Annotated in this window: 13 protein-coding genes; 6 read left to right on the top strand and 7 right to left on the bottom strand. The window is 66.8% G+C overall.

The window, feature by feature from the left end; genetic code table 11:
• Positions 1 to 26: 26 nt before the first annotated feature.
• Both V6B15_RS03905 and V6B15_RS03900 read right to left on the bottom strand, forming a co-directional pair.
• Positions 27 to 263 carry a hypothetical protein gene (locus V6B15_RS03905; RefSeq protein WP_320182082.1) on the bottom strand — a complete coding sequence of 79 codons (237 nt, stop codon included), beginning with the start codon at positions 261 to 263 and terminating at the stop codon, positions 27 to 29.
• Between the two features lie 21 nt (positions 264 to 284).
• Complete coding sequence (locus V6B15_RS03900) at positions 285 to 848, bottom strand: hypothetical protein (protein WP_334200108.1); 564 nt, start codon at positions 846 to 848, stop codon at positions 285 to 287.
• A gap of 190 nt (positions 849 to 1,038) precedes the next feature.
• On the opposite strand from V6B15_RS03900, the gene V6B15_RS03895 reads away from it, so the two are divergent.
• Complete coding sequence (locus tag V6B15_RS03895; RefSeq protein ID WP_334200107.1) at positions 1,039 to 2,439, top strand: glycoside hydrolase family 140 protein; 1,401 nt, start codon at positions 1,039 to 1,041, stop codon at positions 2,437 to 2,439.
• On the opposite strand, the gene gorA is transcribed toward V6B15_RS03895, so the two are convergent.
• Positions 2,436 to 3,800 (bottom strand): glutathione-disulfide reductase, encoded by a 1,365-nt coding sequence (gene gorA / locus V6B15_RS03890; protein ID WP_320182077.1) that lies wholly within the window; start codon positions 3,798 to 3,800, stop codon positions 2,436 to 2,438. The genes V6B15_RS03895 and gorA overlap by 4 nt on opposite strands.
• A 154-nt stretch (positions 3,801 to 3,954) precedes the next feature.
• On the opposite strand from gorA, the gene V6B15_RS03885 reads away from it, so the two are divergent.
• Positions 3,955 to 5,055 carry a mechanosensitive ion channel family protein gene (locus tag V6B15_RS03885; protein ID WP_334200106.1) on the top strand — a complete coding sequence of 367 codons (1,101 nt, stop codon included), beginning with the start codon at positions 3,955 to 3,957 and terminating at the stop codon, positions 5,053 to 5,055.
• On the opposite strand, the gene V6B15_RS03880 is transcribed toward V6B15_RS03885, so the two are convergent.
• The 4 genes from V6B15_RS03880 to pgi form a co-directional block, all read right to left on the bottom strand.
• The gene (locus V6B15_RS03880) at positions 5,052 to 6,440 is read right to left on the bottom strand and encodes a DEAD/DEAH box helicase (protein ID WP_334200105.1); all 1,389 of its coding nucleotides are present in this window, start codon (positions 6,438 to 6,440) and stop codon (positions 5,052 to 5,054) included. The two genes, V6B15_RS03885 and V6B15_RS03880, sit on opposite strands and share 4 nt — an antisense overlap.
• Positions 6,441 to 6,688: 248 nt before the next feature.
• Positions 6,689 to 7,042: a response regulator gene (locus V6B15_RS03875; RefSeq protein WP_334200104.1), complete on the bottom strand. Its 354-nt coding sequence runs from the start codon at positions 7,040 to 7,042 to the stop codon at positions 6,689 to 6,691.
• Positions 7,039 to 8,124 (bottom strand): PAS domain-containing protein, encoded by a 1,086-nt coding sequence (locus V6B15_RS03870; protein WP_334200103.1) that lies wholly within the window; start codon positions 8,122 to 8,124, stop codon positions 7,039 to 7,041. The genes V6B15_RS03875 and V6B15_RS03870 overlap by 4 nt, the downstream gene beginning before the upstream one ends.
• Positions 8,125 to 8,232: 108 nt before the next feature.
• Positions 8,233 to 9,789, bottom strand: a complete 1,557-nt coding sequence (gene pgi, locus V6B15_RS03865) for a glucose-6-phosphate isomerase (RefSeq protein WP_334200102.1) — start codon at positions 9,787 to 9,789, stop codon at positions 8,233 to 8,235.
• Positions 9,790 to 9,856: 67 nt separating this feature from the next.
• Between pgi and lepB the strand changes: the two genes are divergently transcribed.
• The 4 genes from lepB to V6B15_RS03845 are packed head-to-tail and all read left to right on the top strand — an operon-like array spanning position 9,857 to position 13,592.
• Positions 9,857 to 10,753: a signal peptidase I gene (gene lepB / locus V6B15_RS03860; RefSeq protein WP_334200101.1), complete on the top strand. Its 897-nt coding sequence runs from the start codon at positions 9,857 to 9,859 to the stop codon at positions 10,751 to 10,753.
• Positions 10,750 to 11,421 carry a ribonuclease III gene (gene rnc / locus V6B15_RS03855; protein WP_334200100.1) on the top strand — a complete coding sequence of 224 codons (672 nt, stop codon included), beginning with the start codon at positions 10,750 to 10,752 and terminating at the stop codon, positions 11,419 to 11,421. Before lepB ends, rnc begins: the two co-directional genes overlap by 4 nt.
• A complete protein-coding gene (gene era, locus V6B15_RS03850) occupies positions 11,418 to 12,320 on the top strand; it encodes a GTPase Era (protein ID WP_263604835.1) in 903 nt (300 codons plus the stop codon). The genes rnc and era overlap by 4 nt, the downstream gene beginning before the upstream one ends.
• A gap of 45 nt (positions 12,321 to 12,365) precedes the next feature.
• The gene (locus V6B15_RS03845) at positions 12,366 to 13,592 is read left to right on the top strand and encodes an MgtC/SapB family protein (protein WP_334200099.1); all 1,227 of its coding nucleotides are present in this window, start codon (positions 12,366 to 12,368) and stop codon (positions 13,590 to 13,592) included.
• The last annotated feature ends 6 nt before the right edge of the window (positions 13,593 to 13,598 follow it).

Here is a 13,598-nt window from a genome sequence, read left to right as displayed (position 1 = left end):
GTTTACCCGATCACGCCGCGCGCGGATCAATAGCCACCCGGCGGATCGCTCGCGGGGAAGCTTTCGTCGAGATCCTCGTCGGTCTCGGTCCATTCGCGCGCGTCCGGATCGCGCATTGCGCCGGGACCGGCATCGCGCACGTCGGTATGGAAATTATGCGGCTGGTCTTTCGCAAAGGCGGCATTGCGGGATGCGTCCTTGCGCTTGAACAGCGAGTATCCGGCAAACCCTGCGAGCCCGAGTGCCACCATCTTCCCGATCACCGAACTTCTCCTGTTATCCGTTCAACTCTGCGGCGCGCCATGCACATGGACATCGTGACCCGAATGCTTCGTCAGGATGTCGACCGCGCGTTGTTCGTCGCCGCTGTCCCAGGTGCGCACCCAGAGCAGAAGCCCGCCATGTTCAAGCTGGTTCTGCAGGTTTTCGGCGTGCCGGTCACCCACCAATTTCGCCAGACCGGCGCCCAGCGCGCCGCCGGCCCCGCCCGCAACCGCCGCGCCGACGATCACTGCGAGGAGCGAGCCGCCCGATGCCACGATGGCGCCGATCGCGGTCGCCGCCGCGATATAGAGCGGCGTGGCGATCAACGCCCCCTGCGCATCGCCAATCGATTCCTTCGGGATGTAGATCGCGCGCGGCACGGCGGGATCGTCCTCCAGCTCGGCGACCTTGTGATATTGGTGGCCAAGCTGCTCCTCGACCGTCTTCTCGGTCGCCAGCAGGCTGATTTCCGCGCGGTCGAAACCCGAGCTGAGCAGCTCGTCGATCGCTTCCTCGAGATCCGTGCTGGCGTCGAAATAGGCGACGGCCTCGCGGATGCGAAAAGCATCGGGTGCGGTGGTCATATGCTGTACTCCTGCAAAGCGGATATGCGCCTGCGCCGCGCGATGGCGCACCGTACCACGCCGACGTCCCGCCGTCCCATCCCCAGTCGTGACCATGCCGCAGCCGCCCGTTTTTCAACTTGCGGCAATGGGCGAACAGGCTTTATGACACCGGTTACCATGTGGTGGCGAGCCGGGCGGGGAGGACAGCATGACGACATTCGCATATCCGAAATCGATACGGCGCGCGGTGGCGGCGGCGCTGGTGCTGGCCGGGGTCGCTGCCGCGGTCGGCGGCTTGGCCACGGCGGCACACGCCCGGCCCACGCTCGAAATCGCCCCCGGCGGGCGTCACATGCAGACCAGCGAGGGCGAGCCGTTCTTCTACCTCGGCGATACCGCCTGGGCTCTGTTCCACCGGCTGACGCGCGAGGAGGCCGAAATCTATCTGCGGGACCGCGCGGACAAGGGGTTCACCGTGATCCAGGCGGTGGCGCTGGCCGAACTGCGCGGCCTGGACGAACCCAATGCCTATGGCGACCTGCCGCTGATCGGGCGCGATCCGGCGCAGCCTAACGAGGCTTATTTCGCGCATATCGACCATGTGGTGGCGCGTGCCAATGCGCTGGGGCTGACCGTGGGCCTGCTGCCCTCGTGGGGGCGGTACTGGCGTGATGGCGACTCGCAGATTTTCACGCCGGCCAGCGCGCATGCCTATGGGCGGTTCCTCGGGCAACGCTACCGCGATGCGGGGGTGATCTGGATCCTCGGCGGCGATTCGAACGTGCGCACCGCCGATGAACGCGCGATCATCGACGCGATGGCGCGCGGCCTGCGCGAGGGCGACGGCGGCCGGCATCTGATCACTTTCCACCCCCGCGGCCCGGGGCTCTCATCAGCGCAGGTGCGCGATGCGGACTGGCTCGACTTCTACATGAACCAGTCGTCGCATGCGGCGCGCGATCTCGATACGGGGCTCTATGTCGAGCACGACCGCGCGCTGACCCCGCGCCGCCCCGTGATCGACGGCGAACCGCGCTATGAAGGCATTCCGGTCGGCTTCTACAACCATGGCCACGACCCGCGGCTGCGCTTCGACGACGACGATGCCCGGCAGGCGGCATGGTGGGCAGTGCTCGCAGGGGCGGCGGGGCACACCTATGGCAACAACAATGTGTGGCAGATGTGGGCACCGGGGCGCGATCCCGCGATCGGCGCGAACCGGCCATGGTCCGATGCGATCGACGATCCGGGGGCGCGCCAGATGGGATTGCTGCGCCGCTTCATGGAAGCGCAGGACTTCGCCACACTCGAACCGCGGCAGGACCTGATCCTCGACGGGCCACGGCATGGCGCCGCCAAGGTGCGGCTGGCGCGGGCGGCGGACGGGCAGCGGATCATCGCCTATTCGCCGCGCGGCGCACCCTTCACCATCGACCTCGGCGCGCTGGACGGGGGGATGCACACGCAGTCTTGGTTCGACCCGCGCTACGGCGCGACCTACCGCTTCCGCAGCGAACAGAGCCAGGGCATCCAGTCCTTCGTCCCGCCGTCCTCGGGCGATGGCGAAGACTGGGTGCTGTTGATCGAGGCCGAGTGCGCCGCGCCCTAGCGCATCAGCACCAGTTCCTCGGCCATCGTCGGGTGGATTGCGGTGGTGGCGTCGAAATCTTCCTTGGTCAGCCCCGCCTTCACCGCGATCGCGGCGGCCTGCATCATCTCGGGCGCTTCGGGGGCGATCATGTGGATGCCGACGATGCGGCCGCTGTCGCCGTCGCAGATCATCTTGATCAGGCTGCGTTCGTTGCGCCCGGCGAGCACGTTCTTCATCGGGCGGAAGTCGGACAGATAGACCTTCACGCTGCCGAGCTGGTTCTTGGCCTCGCCCTCGGTCAGGCCGACCGCGGCAATCGGCGGGTGGCTGAACACCGCGCTGGGGATGCAGCTGTGGTCGACCGCCACCGGTTCACCATCGCCGAACACGCTGTCGGCAAAGGCCTGGCCTTCGCGGATCGCGACCGGGGTCAGCTGCACGCGGTCGGTCACGTCGCCGACGGCATAGATGTGATCGACATTGGTCTTGCTGAAGCGGTCGACCTTGACCTCGCCGCCCTCGCCCAGTTCGACGCCGGCATTCTCCAGCCCCAGCCCTTCGGTGTTGGGAATGCGCCCGACCGCGAACAGCACCAGATCGGCCTTTTCCTCGTCGCAATCGGACATCTTGACGAAATAGCCGCCTTCCGAACACGGCTTGATGTATTCGAACGTCGTGTTGAAGCGGAACTGGATCCCCTTCATCGTCGAGATCTGCAGCAGCCGGTCGCGCACCGCCTCGTCATAGCTGCGCAGCAGCCGGTCGCCGCGATTGACGATGTGAACTTCGCTGCCGAACTCGTTGAAGATGCCGGCGAATTCATTGGCGATATAGCCGCCGCCCGCGATGATGATCTTCTTGGGCAGTTCGTCGAGATGGAACGCCTCGTTCGAGCTGATCGCATGTTCGGCGCCCTGGCATTCGGGCATGCGCGGGCGTGCGCCGGTGGCGATCAGGATGGTTTTCGCGGTCACGACCTTGCCGCTCGCCAGCGTGATCTCATGCGGGCCGGTGATCTCGGCGCGCTCCTTGAAGATCGTCACCTCGTGGCTTTCGAGCGTGTTGGTATAGGCGCCCTCGATCCGCTTGACGTCGTTGAGCACATTGTCGCGCAGCGTGATCCAGTCGAAGGTCGCGTTCTCGGTCGACCAGCCGAAATTGCGCGCGTCCTTCAGGTCTTCGGCGAAATGCGCGCCGTAGACGAGCATCTTCTTGGGCACGCAGCCGCGGATGACGCAGGTCCCGCCGACGCGGTGTTCCTCGGCCACGGCGACCTTGGCGCCATGCGCCGCCGCCACGCGGCTGGCGCGCACGCCGCCCGAGCCTGCGCCGATGGTGAAGAGGTCGAAATCATACTCGCCGCTGGTGCCTGCCGCCAAAACCTGTCTCCGTTGTGAATGCGCGCCGCACTTGGGGCCTGCCTTCGCGCGGCACAAGGGGCAAGCGGGAACCACGCCCCCCGCCGGCCCATTGAAGGGCCAGTCCCTGGGAGGGGATGCTGCACCTGTCCGCAGCCATCCAACGGGAGACCGCATGACCGATACGCTTGCCGATTACGCCGCCCGCGGGACGGCGATCCTGCCGCAACCATGGAATTTGGTGGCGCTGGCCGTGGCCGCCACGCTGGCCGCGCTGCTGCTGCACTGGGTGGTGTTCCGCCTGCTGCGCCGCGTCGTGGGGCGCACACGGAGCGAGGCGGACGAGATGCTGGTGCGGCGGCTCGCCATGCCCACGCGCTTTGCGCTGGTCGCGCTGGCGCTGGTGCTGACCGCGCGCGAGATTCCCGCCTTCGAGACAGTGTGGGAACGCGTCGCCGGTTTCGTCATGCCCGCAGTGATCGGGTGGATCGCGCTGGCGATCTTGCAGGCGCTGATCGAGGCAATGAAGCTGCGCGCGGATATCTCGGTCGAGGACAATCTCGCCGCGCGGCGGCAGCGCACCAAACTGACGATGCTGAGCCGCATCGCGACCTTCATCATCATCTTCGTGACCGTCGGGCTGGTGCTGCTGTCGATCCCCGGCGTGCGCGATATCGGGGTAACGCTGGTCGCCTCGGCGGGGCTGGCCGGCCTCGCGGTGGGCGCGGCGGCGCAGCCAGCGCTCAAATCGCTGATCGCGGGCGTGCAGATGGCGCTGACCGAGCCGATCAATATCGACGACGTGGTGATCGTCGAGGGCGAATGGGGGCGGATCGAGGACATCCGCACGACCTATGTCGTGGTCAAGATCTGGGACGAGCGGCGGCTGATCGTGCCGACATCGCAATTCCTCGAGGGCGCGTTCGAGAACTGGACCAAGAAGACCGCGCAGCTGCTGGGTTCGGTGATGCTCTATCTCGACCCGGCAACCCGGATCGGCCCGATCCGCGCCGAATTCGAACGCCAGATCGCGGACAATCCGCGCTGGGACGGCCGCGTGCAGGTGGTGCAGGTGACTGACACGAAGCGCGATGCCATCGAGGTGCGGCTGCTGATGAGCGCGAAGGATTCGCCCACGCTGTTCGACCTGCGCTGCGACATCCGCGAAGGCATGCTCGAATGGCTGGCCGACCACCAGCCCGCAGCCTTTGCGCGGCTGCGGCTGATGAACGGGGAAGCGGAGCCGGAAACGACCGGCCCCGCCCCTGATAGTTAGGCGCGCGCGGCGCTGCTGCGCCGGCGATTGCGGCTGCGCCCGCCACCGGGCTTGCCGGCACCGGCATTGCCGCCGCCACCCGGTCCGCCAGCGCCGCTGGGACGGCCCTTGCGCGCGGGGTGCTTGTCCTTGGGCTTGGCCCGCTTCACCGCATCACCCGTCGGGCGAACTTTGGGCTTGGCCATGCGCTGCCCGGGGGCCGCACGCTTGGTCGGGCCGACGCCTTCGACGACCGCGCGGAAATTGTCCGGCAGCGGCAGGCGTTCGAACTCGGCATCGGTCTTCTTGCGGATATCCTTGAGATAATCGCGCTCGTCCTCGGCGCAGAAGGCGATCGCGATGCCGTCCTTACCCGCGCGCGCGGTCCGGCCGATGCGGTGGACGTATTGCTCGGGCACGTTGGGCAGTTCGTAATTGATCACATGGCTCACGCCGGGGATGTCGATCCCGCGCGCGGCGACATCGGTCGCGATCAGGATCGGCGTCTTGGCGCGCTTGAACTCGTCGAGCGCGCGTTCGCGCTGCGGCTGGCTCTTGTTGCCGTGGATGGCGTTGGCGGGGATGCCGACCTGCGCCAGCTTCTTCACCACGCGGTCGCAGCCATGCTTGGTGCGCGCGAAGATCAGCACGCGTTCGAACTTGCCCGGCACCTGGTGGCGTTCGGACAGCATCATTTCGAGCAGCGTCTGCTTTTCGTCCTGCTGGACCATGAAGAGATACTGGTCGATCCGTTCGGCAGTGGTGCTTTCGGGCGTGACCGAGACCTTGACCGGATTGCGGCAATATTTGCCGACCAGTTCCTGGATCTGCTTGGGCATGGTGGCGCTGAAGAACAGCGTCTGACGGTCTTCGGGGACCAGCTGGCTGATCCGGCGCAGCGCGTGGATGAAGCCGAGGTCGAGCATCTGGTCGGCCTCGTCGAGCACCAGCACTTCGACCTTGTCGAGCGTGAAGGCCTTCTGGTCGATCAGATCGAGCAGGCGGCCGGGCGTGGCGACGAGGATGTCGGTGCCGCGGTGGAGCTTGTTACGGTCCTTGTTGACCGAGGTGCCGCCAACGATCGAATGGACCTTGAGACCCGCCAGCTGGCCGTAATCCTTGGCGCTCTGGGCGATCTGGCCGGCCAGTTCGCGCGTCGGTGCGAGCACCAGCATGCGGCAGGACTTGAACGGCGTCTGATTGTCGGCGTTACGCAGCCGGTCGATGCTGGGGAGCATGAAGGCGGCGGTCTTGCCGGTGCCGGTCTGCGCGATACCCATCAGGTCGCGGCCTTCGAGAACGGGCGGGATCGCCCCTTCCTGGATCGGCGTGGGGGTGGAATAGCCCTTGAGGTCAAGCGCCTGAAGGACGGGCTGCGACAGCCCAAGATCGGAAAACTGTGTCATGAAAACTCGCATTTATGATGCGGCGCGCGCAGACTTCCATCGCGGAATCCGGGCGCGTTCGCGGGGTTGAATAACCACCCGCGTGAATAGGGAAGTCTGGAAAAAGGAACCGAGGCGCGGCCGGGGCGATCGCTGTAAGCCGATCGCCGCTTCACGCTGGCTAGCGCGCTTCGATGGAGCGGCATGTGGGGCATGGCGCGCGATAAGTCAATGCCGCAGTGCAGCATGGCTCGCCGCGCGCGGCGGGATCAGCTGGTGCGCGCGTGCTCCATCAGCCGTTCGACCACGCGGTCGGCAGGGGTCGGCTTGGCCACCACCGGCGCGTCGATCGCCCGCAGCAGCTCGCCCGACCGGTCGAGATCGCCGGTGTTGAGGATAAACGGAATCGCGCGCTCCTTCAGCACGAGCGCGATCTGCTCGCAGGTCTCGCCGCCGCCCAGATTGACGTCGAGCACCGCGCCGTCGATCGCCTGTTCGGCCAGGGCCGTGCAGGCTTCGGCGCAGGTGACCGCGGTGACCGCCGCGATGGCGCAGTCTTCGAACGCCATCGACAGGTCCATCGCGATCAGCGGTTCGTCCTCGAGGATCAGGACGCGGTTCATCGGCCACCGCCGGCACTGGCGCGGCCGATCGGGAGCGCAATTTCCACTCGCAGCCCCTCGCGGTCCCAATGCCGTTCGATCACGCCGCGCGAATGCCGCAGCAGGCTTTCGGAAATATCGAAGCCGGTCCCGGTGGAGCCATCGGGCGGCGCGCTCACTTCGGGCCCGCCGCGTTCGGTCCAGATGAGGATAACCGAATTGCGTCCATGCTTGTCTTCCTCGTGGCGCCATTCGACCGCGACGGTGCCGACGTCGTTCGACAGCGCGCCATATTTGATCGCATTGGTGGCGAGTTCGTGCAGCGTCAGCCCGATCGCCGAGATTGCATTGGGTTCGGTGCGCAAGCCATTGCCGTTGAAGACAAACCGCTCGCCCTCGGGATCATAGGGCTTGAGCACCGACCGCACGGCCTGGCCGATCTCCATCGTGCCGAAGAAGGCATCGTCGAGCGTGGGTTCGTACGAGCGGCCGAGCGCCTGCACCCGGTCGTTGACCTTGCGTGCGACATCGCGCGCACCCATCGACCGCCCGGTGATGTTCACGATCGCGCCGATCACCGCGAAGACGTTCTTCAGCCGGTGCGACACTTCGCGCGCCATCGCCTTGGCGTGGCGCTCCTCGGACTTGGCGAGGTGGATATCGCTGACATCCCACTGGCTGCCGAAGAAGTATTTGAGCTTGCCTTCGGCGTCGTAGATCGGGCCGAGATGCAGCGCGTTCCAGAAGCTGGAGCCGTCCTTGCGGTAATTGCGCAGCTCGACGACGATGACCTCCTCGTCGCGGATCGCCTGGCGGATCTTGGCGACCTGCTCCTGGTCGGTCCGCGCGCCCTGGAGGAAGCGGCAATTGCGACCGACGACTTCGTCCGCGCTATATCCGGTGAGCCGTTCGAAGGCACGGTTGCAGAATACGATCGGGTGGTCGGGCAGCGTCGGGTCGGACAGGCAGACCGCCATGCGCGTCTGCGCCATCGCCTGCTCGAACAGCAGGCCCGAGGCGCCGTCGAAGGCATCTGGGGTATCGAATTCGGCGCTGGGCGTGCCAAGCGCCTGGCTCAGGGGGTGCGACGGAATTTCCGACATCCGGTGGGTCTCATACGACTTCTAGCGACGTGCCGCCTCTGCGCGAGCGGTTACCAGCATCAAAACTCCGGATGCCGTGAAGTTCCCGAATTGTGCGGTTGACGGACCTCAGCCGGAGGCCAGCCCCGCCGCTTCCAGCAGCCCTTCGGTGCTCGCGTCGAATGCCTCGCCGCCCTGTTCGATCGCCTTGGCCATCTGCTTGCCCAGTTCGACGCCGAACTGGTCGAACGGGTTGATGCCCATCAGCACAGCGCTGGCGAAGACGCGGTGTTCGTGGAAGGCGATCAGCGCGCCCAGTGCGGCGGCGTCGAGATCGTCGCACAGGATCGTCGCGCTGGGGCGGTCGCCGGGGTAATTGCGCGCGGGGTCGGCGCCCTGCTTGCCTGCCATCAGCGCGGCGCCTTGCGCAAAGCAGTTCATCAGCAGGATGCGGTGGTGCGCGGGGTCGAGCTCGTCACCCGGGGCGATGCTGGCGATGAAATCGACCGGGACAAGATGCGTGCCCTGGTGGAGCAACTGGAACACCGCGTGCTGCGCATCGGTGCCCACCCCGCCCCAGGTGATCGGCGCGGTCGGGCCATCGACCGGCTGCATGTCGGCAGTGACGCGCTTGCCGTTCGATTCCATCTCGAGCTGCTGGAGATAGTCGGGGAACAGGCCGAGGCGTTCGTCATAGGCGAAGACCGCGCGCGTCTGGCAGCCGCGCACGCGGGTGTAATAGAGATCGGCGAAGGCCGCGCGCAGGACGAGGTTGGCCGCGCCGTCGGTGTCGCGGAAATGTTCGTCCACCGCCTTGGCGCCTGCGAGCATGGCGCGGAAATCGTCCATCCCCACCGCCATCGCGATCGGAAAGCCGATCGAGGACCAGATCGAGTAACGCCCGCCGACGCTTTCCTGGAACGGCAGGATGCGTGTTTCGTCGACGCCCCATTCGACCGCGCCTTCAGGATTGGCGGTCAGCGCGATGACGCGCCCGCCGGGGTCGGAGACTCCATTGTCGCCCAGCCATTTGAGCGCGCTGGCGGCATTGGTCATGGTCTCGATCGTGGTGAAGGTCTTGCTCGCCACCGCGATCAGAGTCTTGGCCGGGTCGCACTTCGCAAAGGCTGCCTCGAGCGCGACGCCATCGATGTTGGAGACGACATGGACGTCGCAATAGCTGAGGTCACGGCTCAGCGCATCGACGCCCAGCGCGGGGCCGAGCGCGCTGCCGCCGATACCGATGTGGATCAGGTGCTCGATCTCGCCCAGCGCGCCCTGGTGGATCGCCTCGACCAGCATGCCCATGCGGTCGATCAGCGCCATCGCTTCCTCGACCTTGGCGCCCTCGCCCGTGCCGCGCAAAGTCGCATGGTCGGCGGCGCGGCCTTCGGTCGGATTGACCACTTCGCCGGCGAACAGCTTTGCACGCATGCCGGCGAAGTCCATCGCTTCGGCGAGCTGCTCGAAGCGCGCGATCACCGCGCGGTCGAGATGCGTTTTCGACCAGTCGAACAGGATCCCGCCCTCATCGAGCGCGATCCGGCCCGAGAGCATGGCGACGCGGTCGGCGCCGCCCGGTTCGTCCGCGCCTTCGCCGCCGTCGCGCGCGGCGCTGAACAATTCGCCCAGCGTCGGGCGCGGGAGCGCGGCAAGCTGGTCCCAGATATCGGCAGCAGAGGTCATGGTGCAAAAATCCTTTCGTGTCCGCAGGTGCGCGACTAGGGAACTCCGCGATGATTGAGAAGCCCGCATGACAGACCGCGCCCTGGATCCGCATTCGCCCCCGACCAGTTCGAGCGAACCGAAAGACAAGGAGACGCTCGGCAGCTTCCTGTGGTTCGTCACCAAGCTGGTGCTCGTGGTGCTGATCTTCCGCAGCTTCATCTTCTCGCCCTTCACCATTCCCAGCGAAAGCATGCTGCCCAATCTGCGCAATGGCGATTACCTCGTCGCGGCGAAGTGGCCCTATGGCTTTTCCAAATATTCGCTCCCAGGCGAACCCGACCTGTTCGAGGGGCGGTTCTTCGCCAGCCTGCCCGAACGCGGCGATGTGGCGATCTTCAAGCACCCGGTGACCGGGGTGGATTACGTGAAGCGCGTGATCGGCCTGCCCGGCGATACGGTGGCGGTGCAGGACGGCGTGGTCATCCTCAATGGCACCCCGCTGCCCAAGGAGGATGCCGGCGCGGCGGACATCCCGATGAGCGCCAACACCGGCTGCCGACGCGATGGCGGCGTGGTGCTGGACGGGACGATTTGCCGCTATCGCCAGTTCCGCGAGACATTGCCTTCGGGCCGCAGCTATCTGACGGTCGATTTCGGCAATGTCGGCGCGCGCCTGCTGACCGACGAGACCGGCCAGATCGCAACCGATGCGCGCGGCAATCCGCTGCGCGTCGATCCCGACAATACCGAGCCGGTGATCGTGCCGGCGGGCCATCTGTTCATGATGGGCGACAACCGCGACAATTCGCTCGACAGCCGCTTCCCGGCAGTGCGCGATGGCGGGGTCGGGCTGGTCGATGCGGAGCTGCTGGTCGGACGCGCCAGTCGCGTGTTGTGGTCGAGCGACGGGACGGCCGAATGGCATCTGCCGTGGACCTGGTTCAGCGCCGCGCGCTGGAACCGCATCGGGGCCGACATATGAGCGCGCTCGATCCCGCCGCGCGCGACTGGCTCGCCAAGACCGGTTTCACGGTGAAGGACGAGACGCTGTGGTTCGCCGCGCTGACGCATGGCAGCATGGGCGAGAAACAGGATTACGAACGGCTCGAATTCCTTGGCGACCGCGTGCTCGGCCTGTCGATCGCCGACTGGCTCTATGCGCGCAGCGATGCGCCCGAGGGCAAGCTGGCGCAGCGGCTCAACGCCATCGTCAGCCGCGAAATGTGCGCGCAGGTCGCGCGCGGCATCGCCCTGGCCCCGCATATCCGCATTTCAAAGCAGGCGAGCAGCGACGGCGGCCGCGACAGCGACAATATCCTCGGCGATGTGATGGAAGCGCTGCTGGGCGCCGAATTTCTCGACAACGGGTTCGAGCCTGCGCGCAGCGTGGTCCAGCTATTGTGGCGTCCCGCGCTCGAAAGCGGTGCGGGCAAGTCCAAGCATCCCAAGAGCGCGCTGCAGGAATGGGCCGCGGGCAACCAGCGGCGCCCGCCAGAATACGAACTGGTTGACCGCTCTGGGCCCGATCACGCTGCGCGGTTCACCGTGCGGGTGAAGGTCCACAAGGTCGGCGAGGCGGAAGGCACCGCGGGCAGCAAGCAGGAAGCCGAAAAACAGGCGGCACGCATATTCATGGAGACGTTCGGGTGACGCAGGAAACAACCAAATGCGGCGTGGTCGCCGTGCTGGGTGCGCCCAATGCGGGCAAGAGCACGCTGGTCAACCAGTTGGTCGGCCAGAAGGTCGCGATTACCAGCGCCAAGGCGCAGACCACGCGGGCGCGGATGATGGGCATCGCGCTGCATGGCAACACGCAGATGATCCTGGTCGACACGCCGGGCATTTTCGCGCCCAAGCGGCGGCTCGACCGGGCGATGGTCAGCGCGGCCTGGGAAGGCGCGGAAGCCGCCGATGCGGTGCTGCTGATGGTCGATCCGGTCAAGCAGCGGCGGCACGAGCTCGAACCGCTGCTCGAACAGGTCGCGCAGCGTCCCGAACGCAAGATCCTCGTGCTCAACAAGGTCGATGTGGCGAAGAAGGAACCGCTGCTGGCGCTGGCGCAGGACCTGGCGGGCAAGGTCGACTTCGCCGATATCTATTTCGTTTCCGCACTCACCGGCGACGGGGTGCCCGAAATGAAGGAAGCGCTGGCGGGAATGATGCCCGAAGGCGTGTGGATGTATCCCGAAGACCAGGTGAGCGATGCGAGCGAACGCCTGCTCGCCACCGAAATCACGCGCGAACAGCTGTACCAGCAGTTGCACGAAGAACTGCCCTACGACAGCGCGGTGCGGCCCGAGAAATACATCCAGCGTCCCGATGGCAGCGTCGAAATCCACCAGCAGATCGTGGTCATCCGCGACAACCAGCGCGCGATCGTGCTCGGCAAGGGCGGTTCAAAGATCAAGGCCATCGGCGAGGCCGCGCGCAAGGAACTGACCGAACTGCTCGGCCAGAAGGTCCACCTGTTCCTCCACGTCAAGACCGACGAGCGGTGGAGCGAGGACAAGGAAATGTTCGAGGAAATCGGGCTGGACTGGAAGAGCTAGGAGCTCTTCGCACCGGCAATGCTTGCGCTCGATTCCCTCCCCCAGATGGCTGCCGCGCTCGCGGCCGGGCTGCTGGTGGGGATCGAGCGCGGATGGAAGCTGCGTGACGAGACCCCCGGCATGCGGGTTGCCGGGGTCCGCACCTTTACCCTGCTGGGCGTGGCAGCGGGACTGGCGGGCGTTATTGCGGGCCACGGCTTCGCGGTGGCCTCGGGCCTCGTCTTTGCGGCGGCCACCGCCATCGTCGCGATCGGCTATTCGCGCGCGGTGCTCGAGAGCGGCAGGCCCGATGCGACCAGCGCGGTCGCCGCCATGGTCACGTTGGGCCTCGGGTTCCTCGCCGGGATCGGCGAGGAGGCACTGGCGGTCGCGGGCGCGGCGGTGGTCACGCTGATCCTTGCGCTGCGCACCGAAGTCCACCGCTGGGTCGGCGCACTCGACGAGGCCGATATCAAGGCCTTCACGCGTTATGCGGTGATCGCGCTGGCGGTGTTCCCCTTCCTGCCCGAGGGGCGCTATGGCCCCTACGACGCGTGGGAGCCGCGCACCTTGTGGCTGGTGGTCATCATCGTCACCGGCTTTTCCTTCGCCGGCTATGTCGCCAACCGCCTGTTCGGCGCGCGCCGCGGGACCATTGCGACGGCTGTCATCGGCGGCGCCTACAGTTCCACCGCGGTGACGCATTCCTTCGCCCAGCGGCTTGGCGCAGGCGCCGGGCACGGGGCCGAGAATGCGGGCATCGCGCTGGCCAGCGCGGTCATGTATCTGCGGGTGATCATCCTGGTCGCGGTGCTGGCGACGAGCCTGCTGGCCGATTTCGCGATCCTCGTCGCCCCGGCGCTGCTGGCGGGCTTCGCTGCGGCGCTGTGGCTCTACCGCGCGGCGCCTGCGACCACCGGCCCCGCCCCGCCCGGCAATCCGATCGCCATGCTGCCTGCGCTGACCTTCGTCGCCTTCGTGGCCGTGGCTGCGGTCGCCGCGCGCTGGGCCGAGACGCGCTTCGGCGAGGAAGGGATCGCGGTCCTGCTGCTGCTGATGGGCAGCATGGACGTCGATGCCGCCATCGTCACCGCCGGCGGGCTGGAGCCGGGCACGATCGCGCCCCGGCTCGCCGCGCTCGCCATAGCGGGAACGATCCTTGCCAATATGAGCGTGAAACTGGGCGTTACGCTTGCCTATGGCGGACGCGAGGCCCGCCCTGCGGCATGGGCGCTGGCGGCCAGCATGGTGGCGCTGGCGGCCAGCCTCGCCGTGGGTTACGTGCGGCTCTGATCGGGC

The sequence above is a fragment of the Qipengyuania sp. Mu-71 genome, from assembly GCF_036867055.1.
In the GTDB taxonomy this organism is placed as follows: domain Bacteria; phylum Pseudomonadota; class Alphaproteobacteria; order Sphingomonadales; family Sphingomonadaceae; genus Qipengyuania; species Qipengyuania profunda.
The sequence above is the reverse complement of the archived record's forward strand: the minus strand, read 5'-3'. Positions and strand labels throughout refer to the sequence as shown.

Coding starts and splice junctions, on each gene's coding strand:
- V6B15_RS03895 (WP_334200107.1), top strand. CDS start 1,039: ATGACGACATTCGCATATCCGAAATCGATACGGCGCGCGGTGGCGGCG.
- rnc (WP_334200100.1), top strand. CDS start 10,750: ATGAGCGCGCTCGATCCCGCCGCGCGCGACTGGCTCGCCAAGACCGGT.
- V6B15_RS03870 (WP_334200103.1), bottom strand. CDS start 8,124: ATGTCGGAAATTCCGTCGCACCCCCTGAGCCAGGCGCTTGGCACGCCC.
- lepB (WP_334200101.1), top strand. CDS start 9,857: ATGACAGACCGCGCCCTGGATCCGCATTCGCCCCCGACCAGTTCGAGC.
- pgi (WP_334200102.1), bottom strand. CDS start 9,789: ATGACCTCTGCTGCCGATATCTGGGACCAGCTTGCCGCGCTCCCGCGC.
- V6B15_RS03875 (WP_334200104.1), bottom strand. CDS start 7,042: ATGAACCGCGTCCTGATCCTCGAGGACGAACCGCTGATCGCGATGGAC.
- V6B15_RS03885 (WP_334200106.1), top strand. CDS start 3,955: ATGACCGATACGCTTGCCGATTACGCCGCCCGCGGGACGGCGATCCTG.
- V6B15_RS03880 (WP_334200105.1), bottom strand. CDS start 6,440: ATGACACAGTTTTCCGATCTTGGGCTGTCGCAGCCCGTCCTTCAGGCG.
- V6B15_RS03900 (WP_334200108.1), bottom strand. CDS start 848: ATGACCACCGCACCCGATGCTTTTCGCATCCGCGAGGCCGTCGCCTAT.
- V6B15_RS03845 (WP_334200099.1), top strand. CDS start 12,366: ATGGCTGCCGCGCTCGCGGCCGGGCTGCTGGTGGGGATCGAGCGCGGA.